Consider the following 19,208-nt stretch of genomic DNA (forward strand, 5'->3'; position numbering starts at 1 on the left):
CATAATCAGAATTCTTTTTTTATATCTCTGATCTTGGATCGAATTGAACTAATTCTTGAATTTGTTCATGACTTTCGTTTGTCTACTCGTCACGCTTACATGATTGTGTTTTCTTAAAGAACTTTTCGCGCTTCAACTCCCGTATCCGCTATATTCCGATGGGCATTGCGCCCCTCTTTATCGTTTTGTTTTACCCTTCGTTTCCGTTGGGACTGCAAAGGTAGAAATCTTTTTTGAACTTCCAAAAACTTTTTCAAGTTTTTTTTCTTTTCCCTTTTTTCGATTTCCGCGTTTAAAATAAACTGAGCGGGATTTTAAATCCTGTCAGGCTTCTCTTAAACCCTTCTTTTTTCATGATTCCCTCTTTCGGGGTAACCGTTCCTCCCTTGCGGAGTGGTGCAAAGATAGGGAGTTTACCAACAAACTTCCAAGCCTTTTGTTCTTATTATTTTCATTTTGCCCTTAACTACCTGTAACGGTGCGAGATTCTTTTTGTAAAACAGGTAATCGGAAGGCTGGGATGGCTGATCCTAATCCGGAATGGGGACAGATAGCGGCATCTGGCAACGAAAACATCCCGAACTGCACCTGCCGGGTCTACTGCCCCACCGACACAGCATAGAAAGGGAGATTGGAAAACGTAAACATAGCTGAACAGAGAACAATATAGTTTAATACGATTGATATATATAGATTGATATATATAATAGAGATAGGATGTGACCGCGAACTGCAGCCGCAGCGGAATAGAGAACCGTATAGTTTAATACCATCGATATATATAACAGAGATGGGACGTGACCGGGAACCGCAACCGCAGCGGAATAGAGGATGGCGGGACCAGTCTAAAGTAAACCTGGATCAATTCTCATTTTAGTATAGCTTTTACTTAGGGTTTAGTTAGGGTTTGTTTAGGTATAGCTTAGGTTATAGCTAAACTAACCCTAACCAAAAGCTAACTAAATACCAATTAAAATCTAGTTTAAAGAAGAACTAAATAAAAGCGAATAAATAGAATCAACAAATAAGATAGTAGCACGCTTCACCTCGGATTTGCCCCAGAGAAACAGAAAACAACAGCGATTTGAAGGAATATAACAGAGATAAGACGCTAAGAAGCCCTTTTAGTCTAGAACAAGAGCTAAACTAACATCCTACAAAACCAAAACTAGGTAAGAAAAGAACAAGAGAGATCAAAGAATCAGAAAACAGAAAAGAAACTGAAACCAGCTAAAGCTGATTCGCAAAAAGAAGGAAATTACTATTTCTCCTCCGCTTTAAAAACCCAAAAACGCTGAAGTGTATAGTTGAAGCCCAAAGAAACGAGCAGCTCAACGACTAGTTTTGAGAACAAAAAGTTTAAATGATATACATCCACCAGAAAATGAATTCCTGTAGACTTCAATGCAATACTACCACAGACGACAATCACAAATTTCCATAGCTGACTCCCTACGGACTTTTGCGTACTACCAAAGGACCAGTATCGATTGATCAAAAAATTAACAACAGCACCAAGGCTACCACTAATAGCATTAGAAAAAGGAGCACTGATATGAAGAAGCTTATAACAAGCAGAGTATACTCCAAAATCAAACAATCCGCCTAAAAAGGCGGAAAGTTGAGCTTTTAAAAAAGTAATAACTTTTGAAGACATCGTTAAATAGCCTCCTCCTGCTGTTTTTTTAGTTTATCCTCTTTGTCTTTTTCATCGCCTAATTTAAGAAGTAGGCGTGTATCATTTGCATTAATTATAAAAAGTGCAATACAGATTACCAGTACACACCAATTAATAGATCCTGGCATTAAAACTTCAAAGAGCATAACCAATGAAATAATCACTCGAATTTCAGTAGGCCCCAAAATTCCGGCGTCTATCGTATACTTATCTGTAATTCTATACCTGAGCTGAGAAATAATCATTGCCCAGCCATATAATGCGACCAATGTAAATCCCAGATACTTAAAATCGCCCACGGTATACAGCACATATCCTAATCCTATAAAAACAGTACTGATCCAATCCATTACAATATCTAGCGCGAAACCGTACCAGCGGCGGGATTTATTGCGGTAGAATGCGATACGCCCATCTAATGAATCACCAAACCATTGTACAAAGAAACCAGGGATTCCTAAAAGTAAATAGCGAATATCAACATATTCAGCCAGTATAAAACTCCCCAATATCATTAAGGAACCTAAAAATCCAATTGCCGTAAGTCCATCCGATGTAATCCAATTGGGGATTCTAGGAACGAGGTACGAGATAAGTTTTTGTTCGGGTTCACTTAAGATATTTGTTCTCTTTCTATCCTGAAAAAGTTTTTTATTTATTTTTAACTCACTCATTATCTGCGATTATAGCCATTTATTTTCTTTATACCAAGCCAATGCCTCCATTAAGCCTTTCTTCAAATCATATTTAGGTTGGTATTGTAGCTGACGCTGAGCCGCCGAGATATCACAGCCCCAGTTTTCAGCTGTAAGTTCATTCAGCCGTTCAGGATATAGTACAGGTATTGCTTTAGAATTTTTATACAAACGTTCAAAAATAACCGCGATAGTCTTCACGACACCCAAAGGAATATGCATACGAATCATTTTCTTTTGGCTAAACTCTTTGAAAAACCTAGCCAACTCATAACGGCCATATACCTGTCCATCACTGAGGTTATACACCTGCTTTCCACCTTGGTCAAAACGACAGGCATGAATGATCGCCTGCACCAAGTCGGCAACATAAATAAAGCTAAGCTTTTGAGGAGAGCGACCAACATAGGCATCCAGGCCTCCGTTCATTGTTTTAAAAACAATAAAAATATCCTTTTCACGAGGGCCGTATACTGCAGTAGGGCGCAAAATCGTTAGTGGCTGATCTTTAAAATCATTCAACGCGAGCTCCGCTTTCTGCTTACTACGACCATACGCCGTAACAGGACGATAAGGGTTGCTTTCATCGATAGGGTTAGCATCGTAGTTAACAGGACCGATCGCCGCAAGACTACTAACGAAAACAAATCTTTTGATGGGAGTTTTTAAAGAAAAACAAGCTGATGCCAAGTTTTTTGTATAACCAACATTGACCTTTTCGAGATCTTCTTCATGTTTGGCACGAGTCATTGCCGCAGCATGAACAACATAGGTATAGTTTTCCGCTTCCAGTAATTCTCTGATAGACTCTTCATCAGAGAAATCCGGATAAACAAATTTATCTACAACGGAGCGAATTTCTGAAACATCACTTGACTTCCTCACCGCGGCATGAACTTCCATCCCCGCCTCTTTCGCTGCTCTTGTCAAATGATAGCCTACAAAACCACTCGCTCCGGTGATTAATACTTTTTCTATCATAATGATTTTTGATACAAACGATAACGTTTGTACAATTCTCCATTCATTTGTTCAATAGCGTGGTTCATCATGTAATTATGCTCCAACATCCATGAACATTCGGCCCCCTTAATATTAGAATCTTTTGATTCTTTTATAATTCGGCCATACAAACATGCTTCAATACCAAGTTTACGGTAGTCTTCCAATACCCCTAACATGAGTACACGAAGCAAGTTGATTTTTTTCTTTCCAAATAACAATTTAAAAATACCCGTAGGAAGTAGACGCCCTCGCTTCACTTTGATAAGGATCTGATTTATATCAGGTATCCCTAGACCAAAGCCAATAAGCTCACCATCTTTCTCTGCAACGATAGCAAAACGTGGATCGAGAATCATTTTTAAATCTTTGGCCGTATAATTAAATTCGTCCTCTGTCATCGGAACAAAACCTGAATTTTTATCCCATGCTCTATTATAAATGTCACGAACTTTTGCTGCCTCGTTTTCAAAATCCTTCACATTGAATTGACGCAATGTAATACCAGATCTTTTCAAACGCTCTTCCAGCCTATCCAAAAGCAATACAGAACGTTTATCCGCAGACTTTTCCATGACCAAATAAGCTCTCAAATCCACTTTATGTCCATAGCCTGAATTGGTAATCAAGTCGATATAATAAGGTGAATTGTAGGGCATCATGGCTACTGGAGGCTTATCAAAACCGTCAACCAATAAACCAACGGTATCATTGGTCGATAAATTGATCGGCCCAACGATCGTATCCCCACCTTTAGCTTTAACCCATTTTTCTGCGGTTTCAAATAACGCGTTTGCGACTTCTTGATCATCTATACAATCGAAAAAACCCCACTGTCCTTCATTCACATGATTAAAGGCATTATGATTGTTGTTCCAGATGGCACATATACGACCAACAATCTTATCGTTACGATAAGCTAGAAAAGGTTGTGCTTGGGAATGTTTATAAAAGGGATGCTTGTCAGGGGAAAGCAAATCGTTTTGTTCAAGAAATAAGGCAGGTACATAATTAGGATTTCCCTCATAGAGACTATGAGGGAAATCTATAAACAGCCGTCTTTGTTTCTTTGTTTCAACGGGTATAATCTGAATCATACGATTAGATTTTATATTAATGTTTCAACTTCAGCTTGTTTGAATACTTTAACCATCTTCTCAATAGCCTCGTCGATTTGGTCATAAGTATGTGTCGCCATCAATGAAAAACGGATCAAAGACTCTTCCGCAGGAACTGCCGGAGAAACAACTGGATTAACGAATACGCCATCATCTTGGAGCATTTTAGTTACCCAGAACGTTTTTTCATTGCTACGAATAAAGATTGGTAAAATAGGACTTTCCGTAGCACCTAAATCAAACCCATGATCCAGTAATTGTGCTTTGGCATAATCTGTATTTTTCCATAATTTTTCAATATGCTCTGGCTCATTTTGAATAATTTCCAAAGCTTTCAATGTTGAAGCCACCGAAGCTGGAGTCATTGAAGCACTGAACATCACAGACCGCGCATTATGTTTTAAGAAATCAATCACATCCGCATCACCAGCCACAAATCCACCTAAAGAAGCTAACGATTTACTAAATGTACCCATAATCAAGTCTACATCATCATTAAGCCCAAAATGAGAAGCTGTACCAGCTCCTTTGTGCCCAATAACACCTAAACTGTGTGCGTCATCGACCATTACGGCAGCATCAAACTCATTGGCAATCGATGTAAGTTCAGGCAAATTAACAATATCACCCTCCATACTAAAGATACCATCCGTACAAATTAACTTCGCACTATCCTCAGGTAGCCGTGATAACTTAGCACGTAAGTCCTCCATATTGTTATGACCGTATTTGATTACTTTAGAAAAAGACAAACGGCTACCATCAATAATTGACGCGTGGTCACGTTCATCCAACAAAATATAATCATTACGTCCCATTAGACATGACAAAGGCCCTAGATTTGATTGGAATCCTGTACTAAAAAGAATAGCGGATTCTTTACCCACATAAGCAGATAATTTTTCTTCCAGTTCCACGTGAATATCCAACGTACCGTTTAAGAAACGAGATCCAGCACATCCAGTACCATACTTTTCCAAAGCATCTTGCGCTGCTTTTATAATACGTGTATCAGTCGTTAACCCTAAATAAGAGTTAGAACCAAACATCAATACACGTCTACCATCGATTTTTACTTCGGTATCTTGTTTTGATTGAATAGGTCTAAAATAGGCATATAAGCCCTTAGCTTTCAACTCCTCAACAATCTTAAATTGCGATATTTTTTCGCCTAACTTTCCTTTACTCATGCGATAAAAAGGTATTTCTAAAACTATTTCTAACTTTTAGATGTTATTGTAACAAACAAAATTATCGAATTGGACTTTTATATAAAAAACTCGGTCTCCGACTAAAAATCTGCTATATCCACAATGTAAGTTGAAATTCTACGTTGTATAGATTCACAATAATTCCAAAAACGTTGCAAACATACGAAAACATAATCTGACTTTCACTTAAATTTAGTCATATTTTTAACACATCGCCCAAAACTGTTAATTTTATTTTAATACTCCGCTAACATCTGTCCACACAATTCTACTTTAAAATAAGACAATTTTAATAATTATATTTGCGAACTTTAAATTATCCTATAATTAGTTACATTTAGGTTCATTGCAATAGCAATGGTATAGACTTACTAATATACAACAATATATGGCTTTATCTTCAGATATCAATATAAAAAATAAAAAAGCTTCTTTTGAATACCACTTACTGGACAAGTACATTGCAGGAATTCGATTATTGGGTACAGAAATAAAATCAATACGCGAAGGAAAGGCAAATATTAACGATAGTTTCTGTAGTTTTTTTGAGGACGGATTATACATCCGTAACATGCACATTGCCGAATACTCCATGGGATCTTTCTATAACCATGAAGCAAAACGCGACCGTCAACTGCTATTGACAAAAAGAGAATTAAAAAAACTGAAAGAGAAAGGGGAAGAACGTGGTTTTACCATTGTACCCCTACGCATCTTTATCAGTTCCCGGGGTTTTGCCAAAGTTGAAATTGCCTTGGCACAGGGTAAAAAAGATTTTGACAAACGAGAAAACATCAAAGAAAAAGATATTAAACGTGAGCTTGATCGCGTGATGAAATTCTAGATTAACGCGCCAGGACAAATGCGCCTGGCGTCATTCCTACCCTGCTTTTAAAAAGCCGAACAAAATAGTTGACATCATTAAATCCAGCCCCATAGCAGGACTCCTTTACATTACGGGTGAGTAAAAGCATTTTTTTTGCCTTCTCGATACGCTGTTGGATCACATACTCCATCGGACTAAGTCCAAGTTCACGGTTAAACATCCGCGTAAGGCTTGCTTTGCTCATATGAGCAGTCCGCTCCAATAGACCAATTGAAATTTTCTCGGTAATATGTTTCTGAATAAATTCCTGCACGTGTAACAGCACTTTATTAGGTGACTTCCCAATTTTTAATGCAATCAGTGACTGTGACTGAAGTAGCCGAATCGTAAGCTCTTTAAAAGTCAAATCTGCAAGTACATCTTTCAACGGGTTTTCACTAATAATAATTTGAAACAACTTGTTCACCAGGTCGGCAAGCTCAGTCGAATTGTACAGATGAAAAAAATCCGGATCAAGCCCCCACTGATTGACGTGTTCTTTCGGATAAAACTCATTTAGATAGTCCAAGACTGCTGCTATCTTCTCTTTATGAATCGTTAAAGCGGTACACTGCGTGGGTTGATCGAGGGTCGCTTCTGGAAAATCAATATGCATAGCTACCGATGCAGGCAACACCATCATCTGACCCGGCAGATAGTCAAAAGCCTTTACATTCTCCAAATGCATGATCTTTTTACCCTGGATCATGTTAATCATAACCAAGTCATCAAAACATAAAGGCACATGCTGCGACACCCGATATGTTTCGTAGATATTAAGCTCCAAGCTATCTAACGTAAATGCGCGTCGGTTCTCCACTAATGTACTAAGCTCCCCCGCGCGCGAAAATGGCAATGTATGAATCAGCGTCCTATCTCCCATAGTGCAACAATTAAATATAATTGGCAGTCAATCAAATATAATAAAAAAATAAATTATGACCGAAAGTCATCTGCCACAATTGTGCTATGTTTTGGATCAATTCTGCTACGCCATTGAATAATTGCTGGCTAACTTTGATAAGAAGGGATTAAAAATAATTAATAATAAACCATATGAGCGCAATCAAAAGACCATCGTTCAAAGAACGATATGACAACTACATTGGAGGTAAATTTGTCGCACCAATTCAAGGAAAATACTTTGATAATATCTCGCCAGTAGACGGAAAAGTGTTTACTCAAGTTGCCCATTCAACAAAAGAAGATCTGGATCTCGCTGTCAACACTGCAGCCAAAGCTTTTGAAACTTGGGGAAAAACCTCCGCTACAGAACGAAGTATTATCCTCAATAAAATTGCTGACCGTATTGAAGCTAATTTAGAATATATCGCAGCCGTTGAAACTATAGATAACGGAAAAGCTGTACGTGAAACCCTCAATGCGGATATCCCATTGGCCATCGACCATTTCCGGTATTTTGCTGGTGTAATCCGTGCTGAAGAGGGATCCATAAGCGAACTGGACAGCAATACGGTGTCGCTGATTGTACACGAACCAATCGGGGTTGTTGCACAGATTATTCCATGGAATTTCCCAATTCTGATGGCCGTATGGAAACTAGCTCCGGCCCTTGCTGCAGGGAACACTGTCGTGTTAAAACCCGCTGAAAGTACACCAGCATCTATTCTTGTTCTTATGGAAATCATCGGTGATTTGATTCCTGCCGGAGTGGTCAATATCGTCAACGGTTTCGGCGCAGAGCTTGGTCGTTCCTTGGTCACAAATCCAAAGGTTTCCAAAGCAGCATTCACAGGCTCCACAGCAACAGGACGTTTGGTCATGCAATATGCTACTGAAAATATCATCCCAGTAACCCTAGAATTGGGCGGAAAATCGCCCAATATTTTCTTCAGTTCGGTTATGGATGCAGATGATGCATTTTTGGACAAAGCAGTTGAAGGGGCCGTATTATTCGCGCTCAACCAGGGCGAAATTTGCACCTGCCCATCTCGTCTACTGATCCAGGAGGATATTTATGAAAAATTCATCGCTAAAGTGGTCGATCGGGTTAATCAGATCAAAGTTGGGGATCCATTAGACCCAACAACAATGATGGGTGCTCAGGCATCGAAGATTCAAAAAGATAAGATCATGTCCTATATTAAACTTGGCAAAGAAGAAGGAGCCGAAGTATTGACTGGCGGTGATGAAAACAATGTCGGCGCTGGTTTTGAAGAAGGCTACTACATCAAACCTACGCTATTCAAAGGAGATAATAGCATGCGTATTTTCCAGGAAGAAATCTTCGGCCCTGTGCTGGCAGTGACCACGTTCAAAGATGAACAAGAAGCAATTGCCATCGCCAACGATACCATGTATGGTCTCGGAGCAGGTGTATGGACCCGAGATGCACATCAGCTTTATCAGGTTCCACGTGCCATACAAGCTGGACGTGTATGGGTAAATCAATACCACTCCTACCCAGCTGGCGCTCCATTTGGCGGATACAAACAATCAGGAATTGGACGGGAAAACCATAAAATGATGCTTGCACATTACAGACAGGCTAAGAATATGTTGATTTCCTACAGTAAAGAAAAACTTGGTTTCTTTTAACTGAAGCATACCGGGTATACTTTTCGAACAGCTTGATACCCGAGTCTAGGGGGAGCAAATGCTGCCCCTTCCGCTGAATTTCATATGAACCAACGCTAAAACACATAAACTGATTTCACCATGATTAATAGATTAGACATCACTGAAAAAGCAAGGGAGCTCATTCATGAACTTGAAGCGAAGCATGGTAAATTAATGTTTTATCAGGCCGGAGGCTGCTGCGAGGGTACACAACCACAGTGTTTTGAGGAAGGAGGGTATTTTCCAAGGACGAATGACGCCATGATAGGCTTAGCCGAAGGATATGAATTTTGGGTGGATCGTGATCTCTTTGAATATTGGAAACATGCGCATTTCACACTCGATGTACTGGATGGGTTTGGTCCCGGAGGATTCTCACTGGAAACTCCACTGGGTAAAACTTTCAAAGTTCATTATCGCCTATTTACAGCCGAAGAGCTTAATGACCTCAGCCCAATCAAGCGAAACGAATGACCAAAAAGCATAAAACACCATAGAATCATAACACTGTAGAGATGACCTATAAAATTCTCCCCTGAGTTTCCGCATTCGGAAGCTAAAATTTTATTCGATATCCAAGCCTTCAAGGACTGGAATTGGCTGTTTATTTTCATCCAGGGCAACAAATGTAAAAACACCCTCAATTGCAAGTTCTCTTCCTTCCTTATACATATGTTCCAGAAATATGTCGACCTTCACCTTCAAGCTGGTCCGGCCTACATTCTGAACCCTTGCAATAGCTTCAATAATACTTCCAGAAGGAATTGCCTTATTGAAGTCTATGCGGTCCGTCGATACAGTCACCAAAGTTTTGCGGCAAAATCGTGTTGCAGCCATAAACGATACTTCGTCCATAATGGACATCGCCTTGCCGCCGAATAGCGTATCGTGATGATTCGTCAAAAACGGAAACACGGTCGTGCAGACGTGTGTTTCTGATAAATCAATACGTTCTTGTAAAGTCATTTATTTTTTATTAAGTGGATTTAAGAGGAGACAAATGTAAACCAATCTAGCTCCAGTTCCGTCATTTTTATTCCATATTTTCGTCGATATCCACTCCTATACCTTTCAATAAAAGCGAAGCATTGAATATTTTACATTCTCCTATCTTCAGCTTATAATCAAACAGCATCTGACCCTCGTCGACACGAATGTCAAAATGGTAATTTTTGATATCTCCCGGAAATTCCTCTTGTAAACTGGACAGCTGTAAGTCATGTGTAGCCACCATACCTTTACCATCCAATCGAACCAGTTTCTTTATGATTGCACGGGAGCCAAGATATTTGTCGACCGAATTTGTCCCACGAAGCATCTCATCGATTAGGAAAAAACTATCGCTATGTGCTGAAACTGTATCCAATATAAATTTCATCCTATTCAATTCAGCTTTAAAGGTCGACGTACTTTCATTCAGATTATCCTTGATTCGCATATAGGATATCAGTTTATAAATCGGGAGCTGAAAAGAAGCCGCTGCAACTGCAGCTCCGGCATATGCCAAAATTGCATTAATACCTACTGTCCGCAGAAACGTACTCTTTCCAGCCATATTTGAACCTGTCACCAAAGCAACACGATGATCTATACTACTGTAATCATTAGCTACCACCTGATTGCTTGGAATCAATGGATGATATAAGCCTTGCGCTTCAATCTTATTTTCCAGTGGGTTATCCAAAATTACTGGATAAATGTACGACGAATGGTTTCTCTTCCAAATAGCAAGGCTAGTTACAGCCTCAACCTTAGCTAAGGTATCGAATGAATTTAGAATCTCGTGTTCGTATTTATTCTTCCAGTCAACAATAGCCAATACTTGTCTAAAATCCCAAAGCAGAAACAGGTTTAGAAATATCCCGACAAAGACATTATTCCGGGCGTCCAAATTGTTAATAAGACCAGCGAGTTTTTTAAAGGCAAGGGAAATGGATTCTGTACCCTGGTTTTGTTTAAGCTCTCCCGCGATCTCCTGCATAGCAATAGAATTCCATGCGTGGTCTTCAATAGATTGAATTGCGTCTGCATATGATCCCAGCACGCCACCTATCTTGTCTATTCGAGAGGAGAATATACTAACACTTCCAGCTTTGGCTAATGCCCAAAGAATATGAAATAGCCCAATCAATGTTGCCACCCCAGCCAATTTTGGCACGAAAAAGCTGCCTACTAAAGCGACCAAAAATAAAACAGGCCCTACTTTGATATAGACTCGCATGAAGGCATTTCCGAACTGAAAATTTCGGTCTTGAAAGTAATTTATCAAAAATGCTTTGATATCCAATTTATGGTTCAGATTGGCCAAAAGCTTTGCCTGAAAATCCCATATCCATTCCGATTCATTTTCAAGTTCCTGGGAAGCTTCTTGATTGCGTTGAATTTGATAGCTTTGGAGAGGTGCATCAAGCCAAGAAGCCAAAAGATCAATTCCCTGTTTGGTAGTTGCCCGATTTATCTGCGCAAATAAGGAGTATGTCCCAAAGACATCCATATCGGAGCTATAAGGATGAGCTCCATTTTCAAAATGCTGGCCATGATCATACATATTTAATTTTCCGTCTGCCAAGGCCTGTTCATTTGCCAAAACTTTCAGATAGGCTTCAAAATAGTTCTTCTGAAGCTCTAGCTGGCTCTGCTTCCGCACGAGATAGGCGAATAGGAACAATAATGCAAAAAAACAGAAAAAGACCAACGGAAGGCTTTCCAGTTGAAAGGTATAAAATAATAACGCTCCGCCACCGAGTATCACAAATAGCCGCGACAAGCTGAGCGTATTGACTTGTTTATTTAATTTGAGGACAGTTGAAGCGATTTCGCGATGCTTCTGGTCATATAATATTGCAGTTGGGGTCATAAGGTGAATATTTATTCTTTCACGTTCATTTCAATTTAATCATGGATGTTTTGGTGTCGCTTAAAGACCTTGGGGGAAGTCGTTTGAGCTGGTTGAATGGATATCCTACCAGGCCTGATCACCCACCAAAGGCACAAAACGAAAAGTATCCAATTCGATACGGTCAAAATCATTTTCACCCACACGAATGATCGTCATCATCTTTTGCGATTTTTCGTCTCCTACAGGGATCACAAAAATTCCGCCCATTTTCAGCTGCTTTAACATAACCTCTGGCACGAATGGCGCACCCGCAGTTACAATAATCTTGTCATAAGGAGCGTGCTCTTCAATTCCCTTGGAGCCATCGCCCAAAAAGAAATTCGGTTTATAGCCCATGTAAGGCAACACTTGAATGGTTCGTTGATATAGGTTTTCCTGACGTTCGATGGTATACACGTCCGCGCCAAGTTCCAATAAGATACAGGTTTGGTATCCGGATCCGGTGCCAATTTCCAGTACTTTATCTCCTTTTTTGACGTGGAGCAGTTCAGATTGATAGGCGACGGTATACGGCTGTGAAATTGTTTGCCCGTCACCTATTGGAAAAGCAATGTCCCGATAGGCCTGATTCCAGAATGTTTCATCAAAAAAATAGTGTCGTGGTACCTTGCCAATGGCATCTAATACTTTCTGATCCGCAATCCCCCGGCTTTTAAGATGTTCAACCAATTTCTTACGAGCACCTTTCTCTCGATAATTATCAATAAACTTGTACGCCATGATGTTTCAAATTTACCTTTTAAAAGGCACATTAAGCAGAATTAATCACAAATAATTCAATACCAACACAGTACACATTTTCAAGTCAATTTGCTTTATTTTCCAAATCATCTGTCCTTATGCCCAATCTACGCTGACCTCTTGAATTTGGGACCGAACAAAACGATAAGCGCATATGGTTTAACTTTACCTAAAACGCAAGTCTTTAAAAGCTATATGGGTAATAGCTGTCGCTAATATGGATCTACATCGACCTGAACGCGTACACCAGCATTGGTTTTATCTATTTCAAAATCCAGGAGAACCGAACGGATCAATTCCTTGACCTTTGCAATACTAATATTTGTGCGTTCAATCTTCAAGGTAATCGTCTGGATAAAATTATTCCGCACGCGTGAAACTAAAGGCGGTTCCGGACCCAATACCCTTGCACCCAATTGTTGACGCAGCGCCGAGGCAAAACGATTGGCCGAATCATAACATTTCTGAAAATCCATATGTTTAATATCAATCCGAATAAGCCGGTAGAAAGGAGGATAAAGATAGTTTTTTCGTTCTGTAATTTCCGTCATAAACATCCCTTCATAATCGTTATTGACCACCTGTTCTAACACCCGATGATTCGTGGTGTAGCTTTGAATGATCACTTTTCCGCCTGCTTCACGCCGACCTGCGCGTCCTGCTACCTGGGAAAACAACGAAAAAGATCGTTCATAAGAACGGAAATCCGGAAAGTTAATGATCGTATCTGCATTGACAACACCGATGAGGCTTACTCTTCCGAAATCGAGCCCCTTAGCGACCATTTGCGTTCCAATAAGAACATCAAATTCATGCTCATCAAAAGCCGTGATAATTTTGTCGAAACCGTATTTACCTTTTGTGGAATCCAGATCCAAACGACCGATGCGAATTTCGGGCATCAGGATTTCAAGCTCTTCCTCTACCCGTTCTGTACCGAACCCTTTACTTTCGATATGCGGCATTCCACAGGCGGGACAAACACGAAGTGGAGGCTCCACATGACCACAATAATGGCAATGCATCATATTAGAGCTCTTGTGATAGGTTAAGCTGACATCACAATTGACACATTTTGCAACGAATCCACAGGTATTACACTGGATCATTGTCGTGTGCCCACGTCTATTTTGAAATAATATAACCTGCTCTTTATTTTTTACGGCTTCTTCAATTGCCTTTAACAAGGTGCCAGAAAAATAGGAAAACATATTTTCTTTTCTTCCTTCTTCGGGAATATTCACCAACTCAATACTTGGCAATTGTGCGTTGCCATAACGCTCAAGCAGTTGTACAAAACCATACTTCTTAGCCTTGGCATTGTAATAACTTTCCAAAGAAGGCGTCGCTGATCCCAATAACACTTTGGTCTGATGTAGAAACCCGAGGTAAATAGCCGTATCGCGGGCATGGTAACGTGGGGCTGGATCAAACTGTTTGTAGGAGCTTTCATGCTCTTCATCAACGATGATAATCCCTAAATCCTGAAATGGCAGAAAAACTGAAGAACGGGCCCCAATCACGACCTGAAATTCATTTTTCATTACTTTATGCCATACCTCGGCACGTTCATTATCATTAAACTTGGAGTGGTACACCCCCAATTTATCGCCGAAATGCAGCTTTAAACGCGCCGTAATCTGTGCTGTCAGCGCAATCTCAGGCAGTAGATAGAGGGCTGATTTTCCCGCAGCGATTGCTTGTTCGATAAGTCGTATATAAATCTGTGTTTTTCCCGAAGCAGTAACACCATGTAACAGGGTAACTTCCTTCTCTTCAAACGACTCTTGTATTTCAGTATAGGCCCTTTGCTGGTTTTCATTAAATTGAAAATTGGCATCCAGTTCAATATCTTCCCCCTGGAACCGGGAAACAACCTTTTCCTTTATTTCAAAAACACCTTTGTCAATCAAAGCCGTAATAGCACCGTTACCACAGCCCGAGGCCTCAGCCAACATGGGCCGCGTGATCTCCTCGTTTTTTTTGACCAGCTGCATAAATGCCAATACCGCATCTTGTTGTTTTGGCGCACGGTTTAAGCTATCCAACAATTCTCTTTTTGCATCTTCATTTCTAAAGTCGGGAGCAAAACGTAAAAATGCTTTGGTCTTGGGTTTATATCTTTCTGTAATCTCTTCAGAAATCAGAACAATTCCTTTGTCAAATAATTGCTTCAATATGGGGAAGACTGTTTTTTGTCCCAGCAATTTCACAATATCATTGACTTTAAGTTCTCCCGCCACCTCCAAAGCCTCGATGATAAGATACTCTTTATCTGAAAGTGTAGAACGGTCAAAATCTGCCGCAATCGATGAAACGACTTTGGTCTCACTGGCCAGCTTCAATGCCGAAGGCAGCGCAGCCTGCATGACTTCGCCCAAACTACACATGTAATAATCGGCTAGCCAATCCCAAAGTTTAAATTGAGCCAAATTAACAATGGGTTTGTCATCAATGATGTCCAAAATATACTTTGCTTCATAGTGCTTTGGCGCCTCCTGACTAATTGACTTCACAACCGCAGAATAGATCTTATTCTTCCCAAATTGCACAATGACACGTACACCGACCTGCACACGATCATTCCAGTCAACCGGAATACGATAGGTATATGTTCTTGCCAATGCTAGTGGTAGGACAACATCAACAAACAGCGTATCTCTTTCACTAAAAATCGTAGATTGTGGATTGGACATAAATTCAAATTATGGTATAAAAGTACAAAAAAACCTTCAGGAAAAGAGGTCAAACGACCCCGGAGATACATAAAACCGACAACAACCATACGGCCTCAAAGCGATATCGGAGTGAAAAAACCAAGAGACCACAGGTCAATCAATTGCAACCTAAAAAAGCCTTCCTGAAATCTATTCAAGAAGGCTCCATTATGATTAGATACGAATATGATTTCGTATGAACATAGGCAATTAAATAGGATTACGATTTGTTTTTTAGCGCAGCAATAAATAAAGCAACCCAGCCAACGATTAACGACAATCCTCCCAAAGGGGTGATAGGTCCTAAAATAGACGGATTTCCAAAGCCGGTTATTTCGCGCACGCTTAAGACATATAACGATCCCGAGAAAAAAAGTATACCAATGAGGAAAGCTATAAATGATACTTTAATGGAGTACGTCTTTGCTCGCGAAAAAGTAGATAAAAATAACAGGGCGAAGGTATGATAGAAATGATACTGATTTGCAGTTTTCCAAGTTTCAATATGATATGTACTTACCTTTCCTTCTAGACCATGAGCACCAAAGGCGCCTAATATTACAGCTAATGCTCCCAACAACGAAGCGGCTAAAATGATTTTCTTATTCATTATGTTAAAGTGAATGCTGAAAATGAGTTTCTAGCGATAAATGTATTAAAAACAGAGCAAAATAAGGAATTTTTTGTTAAATTTATATTACAAAGGCGCATTATAGGAACGATTTTCTATCTCTTCCCATATATTTTTATTAGGTTTGTTTTACGTATGAATCATCATGAGCATCGTGCAGCTCACCGAAATCTTGAACGAGGTGCAAGATTTGTATATCCTTGATAAACATCTGCCGCATGATGGCTTCATCACTATTAAAAAAACAAGTTTAGTGTACTTATCTGCTGACAAGAAAATAAGTACCTCATAAATAGTTGTTCTGATTAAACTGGATTTTTAATCGTATCGACCAGCGTGGTAGTGACGATTTATTCGAGTTCCTATCAGGCATTGAAAAAAATAAAAAGGATGAAAAAAACAATCATCATCACTGTTATATTATTCATCGCGGTCATCGCGGCCACGATCTATCTTTTTGGAGACTTCAATAAAAACAATAAACAAGATTCTAAAGCTTTACAATATCTTCCTGAAAGTACATTAGCAATTGCCTCCTTTGCCAATGATCAGACTGTTGATACGATCTTCAATGACTATGAGCTCTTTAAAGCCATTATAGGTCAACGCAATTTTGGTAACTTGGAGCGTCTTAAAGACGAATTATTACGTAGTGAACAGTTAGCGCCTCTTGTAGCGGGGCAGCAAATATTGCTCTCTTTTCACCAGGAAAAAGACCAGATTACTCCGCTATACAGCGTTCAGGTTGGTCAAAGCATTGATAATAACTCACTGGCAACATTGCTTGAAAACGTCGGTAAAAACTACAAAATACAACCTTTTGACACCTTAGGGCAACGATTTTATGGGCTTAATCAAGGCAGCAAGGATAGTACACTTTATTGCGCTTATTCCCACGAAATCATTTTCGCCAGCTACTCCAAACAGGTACTTTCCCAGATCTTTGATAAACAGGTTAAGAAAATAAGTACCAAACAAATCGAGTTCTTCGTAAACCATAACAATAAAAACACGCCACTTAGTCTCTATTTTTTCAATGAACAATTGTCGCAAATTGCTCGAATATTGATGAAATCCAAATTTGGCACTTATCTCAACTTAATCGATTCGCTGAAGGGCCAAACGTCCTGGAACATGAATTTCAAAAAGGATGCTTTTATTTTTAAGGGTGAAACAGATCTCACGGCGAGCAAAAATAGCTACCTACAGTTATTTGCAACGCAGACGGCTCAAGTGCAAGCTCTGGGGAATTATCTTCCTAAAAATGCTGCATCTTATATAGACTTTAGTATTTCAGATCCCCATAGTTTTCGAAGCGGACTGAAAGCCTTGTTGGTACAGCAAAAAGAAGACGGTCGATTGGCTAAAAGTATAAAGAACTTTGAAGAAGACAGCAAAGTATCATTTGACAGTATCATCGCGCCAATTTTCAACGATGAATTTGCGCTCGCGGAATTAGATAATCAGGATGCAATAGGTTTGATCAGCATTTCGGATTCAACGCAGTTTGCTGATAATCTCAAGAAATTCAGTTCATCTGTAGGTGATTCAATCTATCAATTTAAATATTCGAATCTCTTACATGCGCTATTTGGTGAGCCATTCAAAAGCTTTACCCGACCATATTTCACCATTGTAGACAACATTATGGTAGTAGCTACACGGACGGGCATCTTGAGAGACTATCGGGAATCTTTCCGGGAAAAGCAATTTCTTTCCGGAACGGCTATTTTCAAAAATCATGCAGCATTGCAGAATAGCCGCAGTAACGTGACTTTCTATTTAGAACCTAAAGCTGGTAAAAGCAATATTCTGGATAACTTAAAAGCTGATTTTGCAAAGAACTTTAAAGATGAGGATGAATATGGATTTCAAAATTTCTATTCCTGGTCTTATCAGTTGAGTGGCAATCAGGGCACATTTTCGTCTAGTTTATATGCCCTCTTTAAGAGTGATACGAGACTAGGCGGCAAACCAGAATGGACAGTCCAGCTGGATAACCGAATTATCAATAAACCTTGGATTTTCGATCAAGATGGGAAGAACAAGTTTATCCTGATTCAAGAACAAGATCATACGGTACATGCATTTTCGCCGGATGGAAAAGAACTTTGGCAAAACCTCTTCCAAGGTGAAATTTTGGGCGAGCCAATTCAGTTACAGGATCTCAGTATTGTCGCCGTCACGAAAAACCGCTTATATCGCTTTATGCCCGATGGTAAAAACAGGACTGGCTTCTCCGTTGAACTTCCATACTCGGCAACTTACGGGGCTACAATCACCACCTTCAATAAGGAGCAACGTATTTACATTCCGGCAACAGACCGAATTCTTGCGTATACCCTCGATGGCAAAAAAGTGGATGGCTTTGAAAATAATAGCGTTGATGGCCGAATTTTATTCGATCTAAAAACAACCAGCCTGGGACAGACAAATTATATTATTGCCGGGACAAGCACTGCTTCCGTCTATTTCTTTGATCAAAATGGTAAGGTCATCCATAAAAAAACATTGGATACCGATGGAGAAAGTGTTAAAAATCCAATTGGTTTAGTTGCGGCCTCGGATGAAAAGAACTCCTTCATTTACTTGGCGAACAATAAAGGTAGTGTATTCAAAATTCCTTTCGAAGGCGAAACAAAAAAAATAAAACTGGGTGACTGGGGCAAAGATGCTTTCTTTAATTTTGAAGACATTAGCGGTGGAGCAGACAGAGATTTTGTTATTCTAGCCAACAACAAACTGAATGCCTACAGTTCAAGAGACTCTTCTTCCTACTTTGAATATAAATTCATCGAAGAGGCCAGTAACAGACCCTTGTTTTTCAAACGAATAGGTAAATCTGATATCATAGGCGTAGGAACCGACAACCGCATGATTTATGTCTTCGGATCTGATGGCCTGGTTCAGGAGGGATTCCCTGTAGAAGGTTTTTCAAAGTTCTATTATGGACCGATTAACTATGGCGACAATGCCAATTATTTAATCTGCATGAAGCGGGATTTCAAGATCTATGTATATAAGTTTTAAAAACCTGAAAATCAATTTTTTAAAATCAAAACCAAACGCTA

The 19,208-nt window shown here is 39.6% G+C and carries 16 protein-coding genes; 4 read left to right on the plus strand and 12 right to left on the minus strand.

All coding sequences use genetic code 11. From position 1 onward, the window contains the following. Positions 1 to 113: 113 nt before the first annotated feature. The 6 genes from GVK91_RS04150 to GVK91_RS04175 form a co-directional block, all read right to left on the minus strand. The gene (locus tag GVK91_RS04150) at positions 114 to 257 is read right to left on the minus strand and encodes a hypothetical protein (RefSeq protein WP_159727187.1); all 144 of its coding nucleotides are present in this window, start codon (positions 255 to 257) and stop codon (positions 114 to 116) included. 1,004 nt (positions 258 to 1,261) lie between these two features. Next, the gene (locus tag GVK91_RS04155) at positions 1,262 to 1,657 is read right to left on the minus strand and encodes a GtrA family protein (protein WP_159727189.1); all 396 of its coding nucleotides are present in this window, start codon (positions 1,655 to 1,657) and stop codon (positions 1,262 to 1,264) included. 2 nt (positions 1,658 to 1,659) lie between these two features. Next, entirely contained in the window at positions 1,660 to 2,352 is a 693-nt protein-coding gene (locus GVK91_RS04160; RefSeq protein ID WP_153845640.1) for a CDP-alcohol phosphatidyltransferase family protein, read from the minus strand. Positions 2,353 to 2,361: 9 nt separating this feature from the next. Next, entirely contained in the window at positions 2,362 to 3,354 is a 993-nt protein-coding gene (locus GVK91_RS04165; RefSeq protein ID WP_153845641.1) for an NAD(P)-dependent oxidoreductase, read from the minus strand. Further along, the gene (locus GVK91_RS04170) at positions 3,351 to 4,472 is read right to left on the minus strand and encodes a hypothetical protein (protein ID WP_153845642.1); all 1,122 of its coding nucleotides are present in this window, start codon (positions 4,470 to 4,472) and stop codon (positions 3,351 to 3,353) included. Before GVK91_RS04170 ends, GVK91_RS04165 begins: the two co-directional genes overlap by 4 nt. 11 nt (positions 4,473 to 4,483) lie before the next feature. Beyond that, positions 4,484 to 5,683 (minus strand): pyridoxal phosphate-dependent aminotransferase family protein, encoded by a 1,200-nt coding sequence (locus tag GVK91_RS04175; protein ID WP_153845643.1) that lies wholly within the window; start codon positions 5,681 to 5,683, stop codon positions 4,484 to 4,486. A 409-nt stretch (positions 5,684 to 6,092) separates the two neighbouring features. On the opposite strand from GVK91_RS04175, the gene smpB reads away from it, so the two are divergent. Then, positions 6,093 to 6,548 (plus strand): SsrA-binding protein SmpB, encoded by a 456-nt coding sequence (smpB, locus tag GVK91_RS04180; protein WP_120333714.1) that lies wholly within the window; start codon positions 6,093 to 6,095, stop codon positions 6,546 to 6,548. Between the two features lies 1 nt (position 6,549). Here the strand turns inward: smpB and GVK91_RS04185 are convergent, their stop codons facing one another. Then, positions 6,550 to 7,452, minus strand: coding sequence for an AraC family transcriptional regulator (locus tag GVK91_RS04185; protein ID WP_153845644.1), 903 nt, complete (start codon positions 7,450 to 7,452; stop codon positions 6,550 to 6,552). 173 nt (positions 7,453 to 7,625) lie between these two features. Here GVK91_RS04185 and GVK91_RS04190 point away from each other — a divergent pair, with 173 nt between their 5' ends. Next, positions 7,626 to 9,128: an aldehyde dehydrogenase family protein gene (locus GVK91_RS04190; RefSeq protein ID WP_159727191.1), complete on the plus strand. Its 1,503-nt coding sequence runs from the start codon at positions 7,626 to 7,628 to the stop codon at positions 9,126 to 9,128. Positions 9,129 to 9,248: 120 nt separating this feature from the next. Beyond that, positions 9,249 to 9,623 (plus strand): DUF779 domain-containing protein, encoded by a 375-nt coding sequence (locus tag GVK91_RS04195; RefSeq protein ID WP_046672734.1) that lies wholly within the window; start codon positions 9,249 to 9,251, stop codon positions 9,621 to 9,623. Positions 9,624 to 9,713: 90 nt separating this feature from the next. Here GVK91_RS04195 and GVK91_RS04200 read toward each other — a convergent pair whose 3' ends face one another. From GVK91_RS04200 to GVK91_RS04220, 5 genes are all read right to left on the minus strand, one after another. After that, positions 9,714 to 10,115: an acyl-CoA thioesterase gene (locus GVK91_RS04200; RefSeq protein WP_075994203.1), complete on the minus strand. Its 402-nt coding sequence runs from the start codon at positions 10,113 to 10,115 to the stop codon at positions 9,714 to 9,716. A 67-nt stretch (positions 10,116 to 10,182) separates the two neighbouring features. Further along, positions 10,183 to 12,006, minus strand: coding sequence for a DNA mismatch repair protein MutS (locus tag GVK91_RS04205; protein ID WP_159727193.1), 1,824 nt, complete (start codon positions 12,004 to 12,006; stop codon positions 10,183 to 10,185). A gap of 105 nt (positions 12,007 to 12,111) precedes the next feature. Further along, positions 12,112 to 12,768 carry a protein-L-isoaspartate(D-aspartate) O-methyltransferase gene (locus GVK91_RS04210; RefSeq protein ID WP_075994205.1) on the minus strand — a complete coding sequence of 219 codons (657 nt, stop codon included), beginning with the start codon at positions 12,766 to 12,768 and terminating at the stop codon, positions 12,112 to 12,114. A 233-nt stretch (positions 12,769 to 13,001) separates the two neighbouring features. Then, the gene (priA, locus tag GVK91_RS04215; RefSeq protein ID WP_159727195.1) at positions 13,002 to 15,485 is read right to left on the minus strand and encodes a primosomal protein N'; all 2,484 of its coding nucleotides are present in this window, start codon (positions 15,483 to 15,485) and stop codon (positions 13,002 to 13,004) included. A 241-nt stretch (positions 15,486 to 15,726) separates the two neighbouring features. Further along, on the minus strand, positions 15,727 to 16,116 hold the full coding sequence (locus GVK91_RS04220) for a DUF423 domain-containing protein (protein ID WP_046672738.1): 390 nt from the start codon (positions 16,114 to 16,116) through the stop codon (positions 15,727 to 15,729). Positions 16,117 to 16,527: 411 nt separating this feature from the next. Between GVK91_RS04220 and GVK91_RS04225 the strand changes: the two genes are divergently transcribed. Continuing rightward, positions 16,528 to 19,167, plus strand: a complete 2,640-nt coding sequence (locus GVK91_RS04225; protein WP_159727197.1) for a hypothetical protein — start codon at positions 16,528 to 16,530, stop codon at positions 19,165 to 19,167. The last annotated feature ends 41 nt before the right edge of the window (positions 19,168 to 19,208 follow it).

The organism is Sphingobacterium sp. 18053 (assembly GCF_902706145.1).
GTDB lineage: Bacteria > Bacteroidota > Bacteroidia > Sphingobacteriales > Sphingobacteriaceae > Sphingobacterium > Sphingobacterium paramultivorum.